The 13,946-nt window shown below is 42.6% G+C and carries 9 protein-coding genes; 8 read left to right on the top strand and 1 reads right to left on the bottom strand.

Annotation, left to right across the window (positions count from 1 at the left end; all coding sequences use genetic code 11):
- Positions 1–32: 32 nt before the first annotated feature.
- From tssM to ACZ2XM_RS01460, 8 genes are all read left to right on the top strand, one after another.
- Positions 33–4,028: a type VI secretion system membrane subunit TssM gene (tssM, locus tag ACZ2XM_RS01495; RefSeq protein ID WP_490587927.1), complete on the top strand. Its 3,996-nt coding sequence runs from the start codon at positions 33–35 to the stop codon at positions 4,026–4,028.
- The gene (gene tagF, locus ACZ2XM_RS01490; protein WP_490587928.1) at positions 4,025–4,993 is read left to right on the top strand and encodes a type VI secretion system-associated protein TagF; all 969 of its coding nucleotides are present in this window, start codon (positions 4,025–4,027) and stop codon (positions 4,991–4,993) included. Before tssM ends, tagF begins: the two co-directional genes overlap by 4 nt.
- A gap of 62 nt (positions 4,994–5,055) precedes the next feature.
- The gene (locus tag ACZ2XM_RS01485; protein WP_490587929.1) at positions 5,056–5,931 is read left to right on the top strand and encodes an OmpA family protein; all 876 of its coding nucleotides are present in this window, start codon (positions 5,056–5,058) and stop codon (positions 5,929–5,931) included.
- Positions 5,932–5,967: 36 nt separating this feature from the next.
- Positions 5,968–8,652: a DUF2345 domain-containing protein gene (locus ACZ2XM_RS01480; protein ID WP_490587930.1), complete on the top strand. Its 2,685-nt coding sequence runs from the start codon at positions 5,968–5,970 to the stop codon at positions 8,650–8,652.
- Positions 8,649–10,139: a zinc-dependent metalloprotease family protein gene (locus tag ACZ2XM_RS01475; protein ID WP_490587931.1), complete on the top strand. Its 1,491-nt coding sequence runs from the start codon at positions 8,649–8,651 to the stop codon at positions 10,137–10,139. The genes ACZ2XM_RS01480 and ACZ2XM_RS01475 overlap by 4 nt, the downstream gene beginning before the upstream one ends.
- A gap of 232 nt (positions 10,140–10,371) precedes the next feature.
- Positions 10,372–11,040 (top strand): hypothetical protein, encoded by a 669-nt coding sequence (locus ACZ2XM_RS01470; RefSeq protein WP_490587932.1) that lies wholly within the window; start codon positions 10,372–10,374, stop codon positions 11,038–11,040.
- Positions 11,041–11,447: 407 nt separating this feature from the next.
- Positions 11,448–11,966 (top strand): hypothetical protein, encoded by a 519-nt coding sequence (locus tag ACZ2XM_RS01465; protein WP_490598316.1) that lies wholly within the window; start codon positions 11,448–11,450, stop codon positions 11,964–11,966.
- Positions 11,967–12,174: 208 nt separating this feature from the next.
- Positions 12,175–12,570: a T6SS amidase immunity protein Tai4 family protein gene (locus ACZ2XM_RS01460; protein ID WP_490587934.1), complete on the top strand. Its 396-nt coding sequence runs from the start codon at positions 12,175–12,177 to the stop codon at positions 12,568–12,570.
- A 554-nt stretch (positions 12,571–13,124) separates the two neighbouring features.
- Here the strand turns inward: ACZ2XM_RS01460 and ACZ2XM_RS01455 are convergent.
- Positions 13,125–13,811 carry a response regulator transcription factor gene (locus ACZ2XM_RS01455; RefSeq protein ID WP_490587935.1) on the bottom strand — a complete coding sequence of 229 codons (687 nt, stop codon included), beginning with the start codon at positions 13,809–13,811 and terminating at the stop codon, positions 13,125–13,127.
- Between the last annotated feature and the right edge of the window lie 135 nt (positions 13,812–13,946).

Genomic DNA, 13,946 nt, shown 5'->3' with positions numbered 1-13,946 from the left:
ACAAGTTCATTTATTTCTATTAGGTTGTAAGTATGCTTTCGAGGTTTTTTTATCTGCTTTATAACCCAAGAGTCTTGTTGGTCTTGGGTACCATAGTCGCCCTGGTCTTACTGTACGATTACGTTGCCTTCAATCACTTTTTGCTGATTGTCGCAGGCGTAGTAATAGCTTTTACAGTAGGCATGGTCATTTACATCGTAATCAAGCGGCGAAAAAGGGCCGCGGCTGAGCTGGCTGAGCTGGTGAATGAGAGCAGTCTAGATAATGTTGAAGGTAGTGAGCTAACTGTAGCAACGAATAAAAATGAGGATGCTCTGGAAGTACAGGCATTGCGTCAGCAAATGCAGGAGGCTATCAAGACCATTCGTAAGTCTAAACTGGGCGACGAAACCGGTCGGGCAGCGCTTTATGAGCTCCCTTGGTATATGGTCATTGGTAATCCCGCCGCGGGTAAGAGTTCAGCGGTTCTCCACTCTGGTCTTAAATTTCCCTTTATGGAAAAGACCAATCAGCTGTCGGTTAAAGGGGTTGGTGGCACCCGTCATTGTGATTGGTTTTTTTCTACCGAAGGCATTTTACTAGATACTGCTGGGCGTTACTCTGCTTATGAAGATGACCGCTCCGAGTGGTTGGCCTTTTTAAACCTGCTTAAAAAGAATCGACCTAAAGCCCCCATTAACGGCATTATCATTGCTGTCAGTATCGCTGAGCTAACCAAGAACGATCCCAATTATGCGCTAGATTTAGCCAAAAATTTACGCAGTCGTGTTCAGGATTTGACAGAACAGTTGGAAGTATATGCGCCAGTCTATGTGGTCTTTACCAAGATGGATTTAGTCTCAGGCTTTCGTGATTTCTTTAATGATTACGAGCAGGAAGAGCGAAATCAGGTGTGGGGGGCGACCATTCCTTACCCTGATAACCCCGATGCGATCAATATTGATGACGTCTTTGCCGAGCACTTTAATGTGTTAGTCAATGGGCTGAAAGACTTAAGTACCACTAAACTCTCCTTACGCCATCAGCGTACCGTCTCTCCTAGCCTGATGACTTTCCCTATGGAGTTTCAATCGCTGCGACCCGTGATTAGAACACTCATGCACGCGTTATTTGAAGACAACCCCTTTCAGTTTAAGCCCATCTTGCGGGGGTTTTATTTCACTAGTGCTCTGCAGGAAGGTCAGGTTAATAGCCAGATGACCCTGCAAATGGTGCAAAATTATGACCTACATCCACCTGTGGTGCCGCTAGATAATTCACAAAAAATCAATGATGAGCCCTACTTTTTGCATGACTTATTTTCAAAAGTTATTCTTAAAGATAAGCACTTAGTTAAGCAGCATAAAAACCGTAATAAACGCAGTTACCGCGCCCTGGCAACCCTAGCCTCAGTAGTCCTGTTATGCGTTACCACTGGGCTATGGACGTGGTCTTATACTAATAATAAGCAACTTATCAGCCGCGTCGAAGCGGACTTGCAGCAGGTGGCAGAGATTCAACAAGAGGCTAACGGTGATTTGCCGTCACAGCTTAAGTCACTAGAGATCTTACAAAGCCGCATTGAACAACTCGAAGGCTATGAAGAAAAGCAGCCATTAAAGCTAGGCTTAGGTCTCTATCAAGGTGATAAGCTAAAACAAAAGCTGCTAGCAGAATACTTCAATGGCATCAGCGTTATCATCCTAGACCCTACCCAACAAAATATTGAAAAGTTTTTAACTGAAGTAAATCTCAATGCCGATGACTTACAAGTTAATGACAAGAGTACCAGCCCAGATGCTGACGTCACGCCCTCTGTGAATACGGACACTTATATCCTATCTGACCCTACCGATGTCGAGGATGCTTATAATGCGTTAAAGGCCTACCTGATGCTCGGCAATCATGAGCACCTTGAGAGCAGTCATTTAAGTGATCAAATGACGCGTTTTTGGCGACATTGGTTAGAGGCCAACCGAGCGGATATGCCGCGGGACAAAATGATTCGTCAAGCTGATCGCATCCTGAGCTTTTCTCTCGATCACATTAATGACCCTAACTTCCCCTTACTACAAAATGACCTCGGCTTGGTCGATAAAACGCGCAGTAACTTAGCCGCCGCTAGCAAAGGGATGCCCGCGCGTGAACGGGTCTATTCAGAGATTAAAATGCGGGCTTCTGCTCGATTCCCCTCGGTCACAGTGGCCCAGATTACCCAAGAGACTCAAAATAAAAATAGTGAGACGCTACTCGGTAGCTATGTGGTCTCAGGGACTTTCACCAAGCAGGCTTGGGATAGCTTTGTTAGCGAGCAAATTGATCAGGCGGCTACTAACAGAATTGTGGCAGATGACTGGGTATTGGCGACCAGCAGTCAAAACGACTTGACTCTGACAGGTAGCCCAGAGCAAATCCGTCAATACTTAGTCAGCCGCTATAAGCAAGACTATATTGAAGAATGGCAGCGCTTTTTATCGCAAGTTTATGTCCGAGACAGCGAAGGCTTTGATGACCACGCTGCCTTGTTAAATCAACTCTCTGATAGGGAATCCTCTCCCTTAAAGACCCTTTACGAGACGGTCGACCGGCAGACGCAGTGGGATAATATAGCGGCTAGTACGTCCACTGCTAATGGGAGTAAGTCTAGACGCTCTTTTGTGAATTGGTTTAAGCAGACTATTCTGCGCCAAAGCCCTGCAGAACTTAGACAGGCAGAAGCGGCTATGACGAACGCCAACTCAGTGAGTGACACTGAAGCAGCCCCCGCTACCCCTGCTAGTTCAGGGGTCATCGCGCAAGAGTTCGCCGCTATCCATACCTTAGTCACGCCGAGAGAAGACAATCAGGGGCTGTCTTTATTGGACAATTATCTCACCAGCTTAGGCAGTATCAGGACGAGATTTAATAACATCGCCCGCAGTGATGATATTGGTCCAGATGCCCTACTCTTTGCGTCACAAACGCTCAGTCCGGACGGCTCCGAGCTGACCAAATCGCTACAAATTCTGGACGAGCAAATACTTAGCCAAGCGAACTCTACTATGAAGCAAATCATTCGGCCGCTACTTAGTGAGCCGCTTACTCGCTCATTTACTATGTTGCTTGAGCCCACTAAATCTGAGATTAATAAAGTCTGGCAAGCACAAGTTTACAAGCCTTTTAATAGTAACCTTGCCAGCAAATATCCGTTTACAGCTAACGCTAACCTTGAAGCGACATCCGCTGAAATAGGCCAGTTTTTTGGGGAAGACGGCTATGTCGCGAAGTTCGTCAATGAGACGCTATCGCCTTTTATTATCCGCCGAGGTGACCAAATCTCTAGCAAAATCTGGAATGGGGCGTGCTTGGGGCTGAGTCCTAAATTCGTCGCTAATTTTGGTCGCTACTTTACCAACTATACGGGGAGCAATCGTGCTAGCAGCAACGCGGTATCTACCGGCAGTGCTGCCGCCAATCAGACGACATTCCAAATCATGCCATTACCCGTCAGCGGGCTCACTGAATACACCATCGTGGTCGATGGGCAACAGTTGCGCTATCGTATGGGCACCCAAGCCTGGACTACCTTTGTCTGGCCCAATCCCAGCCGGCAGCCGGGGGCCAGTATTCGGGCAAAAGATTATGATGGTAGAGACTACGCTATCTTTGAGGAGGCCGGCAGCTTTGGCGTTGAGAGACTGATTAATTCAGCGACTCGAACCGAGCTTGGCGACGATGTCTTTGAAATGACCTGGTCAGGAGAAGGTATCACTATCCCGGTCCGTTTTAGGATTATTAGTGGCAGCCGTCAGTCAGCTGGCCAAAGTCAATCGAGCAATCCTTTTACGGGGATGAAGCTACCTGAAGCGGTCATAGGACTAGGCGTCACTCGTAGTGCCAAACCCATCACTACCACTTCTACGCCAACAATTCCCTCTGATACTGCTCAAGCGGATAGTACTAACCCAGTGACTACCCTAGCAACTCCCCCTGAAAGTTTGACTAGCTCAGCTACTCCAGAGACCATGGCCTCGCCTAATGTTCCCTCTCAGCAGGAACCCACATCATGATGCCGGCTACCTTACCGCTGGTCTACTTTGGCAAGTTGCCCTCGCGAGGCGATTTTGTCAGGTCAAAGTCGCATCTTACTGAAATTAAGGCTATCGATGATTGGGTGAGCCAAGCTGTAGTCAATGCCAACAGCGGGTTAGAGAATAGCCATTGGCTAGAGACTAACCCTATCATTAACTTTAGCCATATCGATACCCTCACCAAGCAGATTATTACGGGTGTGATGATTCCTAGCCAGGATAGTAGCCAACGCCATTATCCTCTGATTGGCTTTGGGGTCTGCTATCTGGATAAACCCAAAACCTGGATGAACTATTTGCCGATTAAATCTTTAGCACCTTGGGACAGGGTTTACCAAGTATTAACTATGGCCCGTGACCAAACTGATAACGTCGTAGCTATCAAAGCGTTAAGTGAGTTTGATATGCCTATCGATAGTCATGCTAGTACCCATTATTACGACTTTATTAATACGACGACTTTAGAGCGTATCGCCCAACTGTTGAGCCAAAGTAAGGCGCAACTGATCCGGCAAATTATTGCGACAGGTCTGCTATTTCTACCCACGTTAGCCAAAGGTTTTAACGGTCTTAATAAAACCCTCTGCTGGTCGTTGGGCTCTGATAAAAATAGCGCCGTCCAGTTGGCGACCTTTTGGCACGACTTGCTGCATGGCTTCTATCGATCTCATGAGCTGTGCTTGAATACTTATCTATTCTCTAGTGGCAAACGCTATCGGATGGTGCTTAGCTTCAACGAGCCGAATGGTCAATTACTCAGTCAATTGCCCACTTTGGATAATGCCTTACCGGATGGCTGGATCAGTATGGACGATAGTAACTGGACAGAAGGGTATATTGCAGACGACATTGGATTGAGTCGCTTCCAAAAGCTGCTGCAGTCGGAGCAATTGAACCTGTATGACGCCAGGCAACTGTTTAAACAAATATTCCTAGCACAGTAGACAGAGAGTCTGTGCTATCAAATCTCCACGTTAGTTAACGGTGTTTACCTAAAGGGTTCGTTATGTTTTTGCAGCGATTAGAGACCAAATCTATCCCAGTCACCATTGCCCCGATGTGGCGCGGAATCATTAGCGAGGTAGCGCCCTCGGTCGCAATCATCACTAAAGCCATAGTAGCTCTGCTAATGAGCGCAGTAGTATTTACAGCCCATGGCGATTTACCTATCACTACTGAGCGGCAGGATATCCCAGTGGTGATTAAAGGCGTCGTCGCGACCTCTTCGGACAAGCAGCAACTGCTAGACAAGCTTAAAGCGCAGTATCCTAATAAACCCGTTAGAGATGAGGTAGAAGTGCGCGCTAATATTAGTATCCCTACCAATTGGCAACAGGTTGCTAGTGCCATTATTGATAGTGATATAGCCGCTATCCGCCAAGGGCGTATTGATATTCATGGCACCCTTATTAGCTTGCACGGGAAAATCGACAGTGCCGAACAAAAACAGGCTATCCAAAATCGCATTCATAGCCGCCTGACTGATTTGTACCAACTCGACAACCAACTGGTCGTCACGAAAGGTGAGCAACAACTGATCGACAATACTTTGGACAACCGTATTATCGAATTTGAGTCAGGTAGCGCCACCCTAACGCCTACAGGACTAGGTATATTGGATGATATGGCCAGTGCGTTGCAAAGGGTCGGCGACAAGCCCGTCACTATTATTGGTCATACCGATAATGTCGGCAACCCTAGTGCCAATCTAGTCCTGTCTAATCAACGCGCAGAAGCCGTCAAGCAATACCTTATCGGCCGTAGCATTGATGCCTCCCGCCTTAGCACTGCGGGAAAAGGCGATCGAGATCCCATTGCTAGCAACAACACCAACGAGGGTCGCATGCGCAACCGCCGCATTGAATTTACTGTCGGCGACTAACCCACGATTTAAATAACTTATAAACGGATGATGGTTATGCTTAGCTTACTCAATACTCCGATCCCCATGCACCTCGATAGGCTCTATGCTAGCGAAGGCAGCACTCAAGCGCCCTACTCTAGTGCCAGGCTAGATATAAATCAGCATAGCAGTTGGCGGCAACAACTCATACAAGCCCGTGACGAAGCGGAGATTATTCAGCTACTCAACCCGAATGGTACCAAGCAAAACCATCAACACAGCATCGACAGTTACCTACTGCATGTGTATATCCATGAGCGCCACCATCCACCGTTTACCCCGCTTACCCATCTCATCGGAGCACCGCTCACCATCAGCTATGCTACGCCTAGCGGCATTACCTATCGACACCTTCATACGATCTCTATCCGCCAGTTAGACCATGATGGCAGCTTTGGTTACTATCGACTACTCGCGCAACCCATTACCTATCAATTGCATCAGTATCCGCACTGTCATGTTGATACCGACACCTCAATACTCACCATGATTGCCGAGCGCCTAGCAACCCTCACTATTAATGTTATAGACGATACTGATAGCAGCGCTAGTCATGATTGGACGCCCGCCCGCATGACTCAATGGCAATTGAGCAATTGGGCGCATATCTGTGAGCGTTTATCTCGGCAGGGATTCACAGGCTTCCTGTGCCATGAGCAAACGCTAGAGCACACCCCGCCATCATTCATCGTGACCACTGCCTATCCCAGTGACGATGACGCAATCAGTCGCAACGTCGGTGCTATTCGCTACCATCAAGTGCTGCATGACCGCGTCCAGTCTCCTGTACTAGCGATCAGCCAAAAGGTAGTGAGCGTACCTGCCTCGGTAACTATGTCCCGCTTTAATACTGCTAGCGTCTCCCATCCCGTTCAGTCATCAGACAGCAGGGTCATATATAGCAGTGAATTAACGGATACTCAGCTTACCCTAGATAGTCCAGCCGCCTTTGCCCCAGTTACGGACTCAGAAAGTGTTGATGATGCCGCTATCTTGGCCGACAGTTTCACCTCATTACACAATCAATATTATGCCTTAGCCCATGCTACGGATCTGAATGTCGCCGATACGTTTACCCTCACTGGTCACACCTCATTCAACCATCATTTTAGAGCCACCCGTATTGTCCATCTAGCTCGCAACTCGCTGACCCACATTACCGGCTTAACTATTAGTGATCGTCATGCCGAGCGCCATGCCTCGACCTTAGAATCGGGCAGTCACCTTACTCAGCTGCGACTGATCCTAGCGGACACCCCTTGGGTAGGGCCAATGTACAGCCGTCAATCCTTACCGCCGATGACGGGGATCACTGAAGCACAATCAGATACAGACAGCCGTGACCATATGACCCCCACCAAGCTGTTTATCTTGGATGCCCCTGCTCAGCCTATCCACCGGTTAGAGGCGCAAGCAGGCGCGAACTATGGCACGCACTTTACCCATAGAGCCGATGATCAGACCATGGTGCAATCTATTGGGGATGGCGAGCACTTAATTAATTCAGGCAGTCTACTCTCCGCTACTCGACCCAGTCTGTTCGTTAGTGAAGAAGAGCAAGCGATTGAGAGTGGCTATCGTCATTCGGATGATGGCGTACTGTCCGAATGGGTGACCGACCACCGCGACGAGCAAGCTTATTCGCAGTTGAATGTGGAAAGCGCGGTTAGGGCGACATTAAAGATGGGCGTGGTCTATCCTGCTAGCGAAAATGGTCCTAAGCGAGAAGGCATTAACGCAAACACCTCAGCGCAAGTAGCCATTAAGTCGGGTGAAGCAATGGTACTTTCGACTCAGCTGCAAACCCATGAGCAATCGGGTGAGCACGATTATCAGCAGCATACCCCTACTCTCACTCAAACCAGCCTGGGTGGTCAGCATCTAAACGAGCGATTGGTGCAACTGTCGACTGGCTTGGGACGACAAGTTGACGGCCATAGTGACATTAAATACCAGCTAGAGGCCATTGCTAAAGAGCAGGAACAATCTACGCATCATTCAAGACCTTATACGCTCATTGATAGCGGCGCTGATAGCAGCTACGTCAGCGAGACTATGATCGTGCATCGTAGTATGGGTGAGATGCTCAGTACCACTCAGCAGAATATGACGGTGTCGAGTGGTGATACCCACACCCAAGTCAGTAGTGAAGCGCTAAATGTCATCGCTGATGGCAGCGTGAGTATGACCAATGCGAAAGAGAATATCGTGCTGTCAGCGCATACCGGCAAGCTTAAAGCCACCGCTAAGCAAGACGTGAATATCGCCTCGTCGACCAAAGAGGTTGAGGTAGTCGCTAAAAATAAGATAACGCTGAATGCAGGCGGTGCTCGTATTACCCTTGAGGGTGGTGATATTACGATTGAGGCGAAGCAATTTACCGAGAAGGCCGGGAAGCATAGTAAGGCTGGTGGGGGTTTTGATGGGTTGGGGCTTGGGGGGTTGCCGAACGTAATCCCTAATAAGAAGACGTTAATGAATGGAGTTTATAGTTTGGCTTATCAATTCTCAGATGATGATGATATTCCCTATGCCAACACGCCATATACTGCCGTTAATAAAACCAAACAAGAGACTTATAGTGGTGTCACGGATGAGAAGGGTTGGACTGAGCGTTTTCATTCTGATCAAGAAGATAAAATTGATATTCATCTAGAATTATATTGGCAACATAATGAAGAAAAAGGGAAAGAACAATGAGTCAAACATCTTCTGCAACTACGCGCACTGGTAATCCATCTGAGAATATTAATATAAGTCGTCCTATGAGGAAATTTTTGGTGTACTTTCGCCGACCTACTGGGGGAGGATATGATGGCTCTTATGGCTTTGATTGGCTAAGAGATGAATATGTTTACGATATAGAGAGAATAGCTGAATTAGGTAACGTAAAAAAGAAACTGTATAAAGGTCACATTGATGAGTTAAAAGCTGAATATACTCACCTAAACCCTAAGGGGTCTATTTTACCTGAAGTAAGAGAAATTAGACCTTATGATAGTACAACATATATTCCCTCTTGGTTAGGTATTTTTCCAAGTACGAAAGGAGTTAGTCGTCCTCATCCATTAGCATCAAGTAATATAAATTACAATGGAGTGAATTTATACTTGCAAGTGGATCAAGAGTCTGTAGATGATAATCAGACTTTAACTAAAGACGGTACAGAAATTATATTTGAAGCCAGCCCTAACATTATAGTGACTCCTAAAAAGCTATCAATTGATGATTTAATTTTAAATGGGGTTAAAATCAAGAAACTAGGATCCACGAAAACTTTAAAATATTATGCTGATAAGTCGTTGAAAATAAACATAAGGGCTACTGGCGTCAATCGAAATACAGGCTATGTCAAAGTGATAGCAAAAAAGGGAGGGTCAAGCCGTAACGTAGGGGTGTTAATGATATATCCTAATAGCGATATACCCCTTGCTAACATTAAGGTCATTCATTTTTGTACTAAGGCAGGTCAGCAAAAAGTAGCAACTCCCCCAGCTTATCAGGATTATCTTAAAAAAAGATCTTTTAATCAAGCTTTAGTTAGAGGTGAAATTAATGGTGAAGGATATTTAAATATTATAGACGAAAGAAAAAAATATGTTGCAAGACATATAAACAATAACAAAATCAGAATCTTTCTAAATAAATATCCTCCTGGGGGCAAAGTGCCAAGAAGCGGAGGTAGTGACTTAAAAGAAGACATAGTAAAGCTGTACGAACACTTCAGTGAAAGATATGTTCCTGATGGAGGAATCAACGGTCGTAACAATAAAATTACATTTGTCATTTTTACTGACTATCAAGTAACAGATGGTAGATATATTACCTTAGGTAGTGCAATGGCCCGCGAGAGAAATTTATTTGAAAATATAGCTTGTAGTTTTACGGAAGACTGCTTTTCAATGGTTTGGGGTAATGCGGTAGTATTATTTGATCAAGGTAATACCAACCTCGATACTTTCGCTCATGAATTAGGACATAGTTTTAGCTTGCCTCATACCTTTGCTAGTAACAGCTTTACTAAACATATTTTTTATCAAGGTTACACAGATAATTTAATGGATTATTCGTACTTCCTAGATACTAGTGGTAGAAGTAGTGCAGGACGAAATTCTTACAGTGGGCATATGTGGGCTTTATTTAAATGGCAATGGGATATCTTGCGTCAAGATAGAAGTATCAGTTAGTTTATGTGCAAATAAACATAAGGTAAATTAGTATGTTGAAAATAAAATATTTGCAAAAAATCAAAGATAATAAGCTTTTAGAAGATAATCTAAATTATCATTAGTACATCATTGATAATAATATTATATATAAAATTCGTTTTATAAAAGAGCTAGATCATCCTATTAAGGTGTTTCGTTTGGACAGGTTAGAAAAACTGACTATAAGCTATTAAACTAGGAAATAGCAATCATGGTAAAAATCCAAAGGTTACTAATAACTATATTCACATTATCTCTTATAGGCTGTGGTGAATATGATCTCACTTATTCAAGTAATGATGAGGGGAGTAAAAATATAGATTGTTCGTTAGACTCTCCAGAGCCATATGAAATGGTCGTTCCCGTCATACCGGATACAGGAATAAAGCGAAAATCTCCAACTAATATCATTGCTAGGGAAGACTTTGTTAAGGCATTAAGAAACTCAAATTTGTGGGGTTCGTTAAAAGATAAGTTTGTAGATAATGAGTATTATACAGATACTTTTACATTTGAAAATACTCAAGGGAATATTCGGATACTGGGAAAAAATCAAATATACAGCATTATATATTCCTTCAATAATACTTTTGATAGAAACAAATATGGACATAAATTAACTGAAACCGAACAAAGTCAAATAACAGATACTATTGATTTAGTGACAGGAGATTACAAAAAATCAAAAGATATATTTAATGAATTATATTCTAGTTATCTAGAAAATATTAATAAAAATATAATGTTAGACAATGGATATAATTATCATTCATACATTATTAATAATAATGTCATATACGAAATATGGGGTATTAAAGAGGTCAGTCATCCCATTAAGGAATGTCGCTTTGATATGTTAGAGAAATTAACAATTAGTTAAAAATATATAGAACTTTCAGTATTACCTATATAGTCTAATATAGAGAATTCGACATGGTATAACAAAAATATTCATTTTATTTTTAACGTTCCTATACAAGACATAGCTGAAGTGATTACAACTGTTCAAAGCTCTATCTCTAAGAGAGGAGGAGAAGGAAAAGTTGAAGTTAAAGAGATAAGTATATTTTCACATTCTTGGTACGATGGACCAGCCAGCTCCATGCCTAGTAGCGTTTTTAATTCACCTCTTTCCAGATGCTAAAGAAGTAAGAAATATTTAGACAATGTCTCATAAAAATCAGAATCATGCCAATTAATTATTAAAAATAGATTTATAAATATAATGAAATTATGAATATTTTTCAAAATAACAAAATAACCGTACTGTTGTTTGGAGTATTAACTATGCTAGGTGCAGTTATATTAATAAAAAGTTATTACGACTCTAAAATTCCTGTGGCTATTTCTATAAACATAGATGAAAGAATTAAAGACCATATTGAGATATACATAAATCTAGATGGATATGAATTAGTTGAATACACACCAAATAAGAATATAGGGTTTACAAACCTTGTATATCTAATATTTAAGAATTCGGAAATACAGGACAATTACTTTGGAAATATATCTCAATACAGTGATTACAATATCTATGCTAAATATGAGGGTAAGTATGCACTTATTAGAACAACCAACACACTAGTACTGGGAGATAGTATGACTAATATAGAGTTTAGTGTATTACTAGATCATGAAAATAGACCGTATATAACAGTAGTAAAAAAAGAGCCTTCTTACCAATCAAATCCCAATAAAGAAATAACTCACTATAGTTACTTTTATAAAAAATCTGAATTCAATAAAATAGAACCTAAATCAAAAAAGATATTGAACGCCTTAAAGAATATAGAAAAAATATAAAGACTTATTTCTATGATAAATTTTTTGACGAAGAAGCTATCAGTAAATAAAAACTGATGGTAGTTTTAGATATACTAATGGTTTTAGCATAGACTAATATCCTCAGTCAAAATACATATTAGTAATTAGAAGCAAATCTATAGCCTGATTTTCTCTTAAGACCAGAACTACTGGTATTCATTTTATATAGTATATTTCAGGACCTAAGATGATTAGGAAGACTACTACAATCGTTATTTCACTTTGTTTTCTAGCCACTCAAGGCTGTCAGGCCAGTGAAAGCCAAGCTTTGTTAGAGGCTAGACTAAAATTAAAAAATTATGGTTTAGCTTACTGTATGAAGGAAAATACTACTGACAAAAATGGTCAACCTTATTTAGATTATGCAAGAGCTAGTAGCGCCTACCTGCAAACGGGCTCACATAGCTTTGCCACTTACAATAAAGTGGCTTCTTTCATTGACGAGAATTACGTTCAAAGTGCGTTTAAAGGCTATGAAGGTGATAATATTTTCATTTCTTGTCTGAAATTATACAACAGTCCCAGTTACGAACACTATATTGAGCAGCTAGATGCTGACACTTATAGCATCGCCGAGAAATAACCCATTATCATAAATTTTAATAAGTTCCTTGATATAGTGGCTTGACTGGCGTCATATGCTAAACATACAGAAATTAAGTGCCTTCCGGCTATGGTGGCGACCTATCTAATTAGGATAATATGAATTGGTATAGTTACGCGGTCTTCGGTAACATTTGGCAAGTTGTCGGCAATCAATACTATAAACAATAAGAGGTTTAAATCACTTAGCCTCAAAGTATTTTATTAGTTTTAACTACTTTAGCTACTATGACAACCTATAGCTTAGACACTAATATAAAAAAACCTACAAAAGCGTCCCTATCCGATTATATAGATACTAATGACTTAGTATAAGATTTTGCCTGTTGCTTATCTAGTGACAATAGTTATGAGGTCTATAATTTTAGTCTTAGGGAGGGGTGGCAGGCCATACCTAACAATCAGAAATTAACTAATATTTGTAATAGCAAAGACTATTAAAAAGGAAAAATATCCTTGCAAGCCATATTATCTCAGTAACCTACAATTCGAATAGGCGCTTTTAATTTTAAGTAAGTGAAAACAGCCCGCCCTCTAACGAGGAGCATATCCCTTCCAAAGCGTCACCAATAACAGCTTCTGAATCAGCTCGCTAATATGTGAAGCCTGCATCTTGGTCATGACATGGGCACGGTGCACCTCCACCGTTCGCACCGACACATCTAAGTTATCTGCAATGACCTTATTAATATTGCCTTGCATTAGCTCGTGCGCGATACACTTTTCTTTGTCCGTTAATTGCTCATATAACCGGCGCATATGGCGCAATTTGGCCCTATCTAACGTCAAGTTACGCGCGCGCTGCACAGTGACTTGCAGCTGTTGGTCATTAAAAGGGACGCTGAGATAGTCAATTGCCCCTCGTTTTAGCAGCGCCACTGCCGCCGCCGCATCCTCTGCTCCACCTAATACAATTAAAACTATCGGGCTATCCTTAGCGTGCAAGACATCAATTAACGCATGCAGCTCGAGGGTGGTCTGAGAGATATCACAAATCAGGACAGAGGGTTTGGTCAAGTCTACATGCGCCAGCCATAACTTCAGCTTCGGCCACATCTGTATTTCAATATCGTTTATCTGTGGCAAGCACCAAGCCGGCTTTTGCTCAGGATTAGGCGGCGAGACGATGTGAATACTGACCTCTGTGGGATCTATCGGGGGATCGCAGGTAAATAGCGCACTAATCGAATGCTCGCTCGGCGCTTCATAAATTCTCATCATTTCACTACGGATAACTATTATACCCCTATGATAGATGTGGTTTTCCACAATATCAACTGCTGGCTATCTTTCTTATACTATTAGTAACATATTGTAATTATTTAATTTTCTTAAAATTTATAAAGACAGATTTTA

The organism is Psychrobacter sp. CoH-33_TS_01 (assembly GCF_058189395.1).
This window is presented reverse-complemented; position numbering and strand designations above follow the sequence as displayed.

Excerpts from the sequence above, each read along its gene's own strand:
- tssM (WP_490587927.1), top strand. The coding sequence starts at position 33 with ATGCTTTCGAGGTTTTTTTATCTGCTTTATAACCCAAGAGTCTTGTTG.
- tagF (WP_490587928.1), top strand. The coding sequence starts at position 4,025 with ATGATGCCGGCTACCTTACCGCTGGTCTACTTTGGCAAGTTGCCCTCG.
- ACZ2XM_RS01485 (WP_490587929.1), top strand. The coding sequence starts at position 5,056 with ATGTTTTTGCAGCGATTAGAGACCAAATCTATCCCAGTCACCATTGCC.
- ACZ2XM_RS01480 (WP_490587930.1), top strand. The coding sequence starts at position 5,968 with ATGCTTAGCTTACTCAATACTCCGATCCCCATGCACCTCGATAGGCTC.
- ACZ2XM_RS01475 (WP_490587931.1), top strand. The coding sequence starts at position 8,649 with ATGAGTCAAACATCTTCTGCAACTACGCGCACTGGTAATCCATCTGAG.
- ACZ2XM_RS01470 (WP_490587932.1), top strand. The coding sequence starts at position 10,372 with ATGGTAAAAATCCAAAGGTTACTAATAACTATATTCACATTATCTCTT.
- ACZ2XM_RS01465 (WP_490598316.1), top strand. The coding sequence starts at position 11,448 with ATGCTAGGTGCAGTTATATTAATAAAAAGTTATTACGACTCTAAAATT.
- ACZ2XM_RS01460 (WP_490587934.1), top strand. The coding sequence starts at position 12,175 with ATGATTAGGAAGACTACTACAATCGTTATTTCACTTTGTTTTCTAGCC.
- ACZ2XM_RS01455 (WP_490587935.1), bottom strand. The coding sequence starts at position 13,811 with ATGATGAGAATTTATGAAGCGCCGAGCGAGCATTCGATTAGTGCGCTA.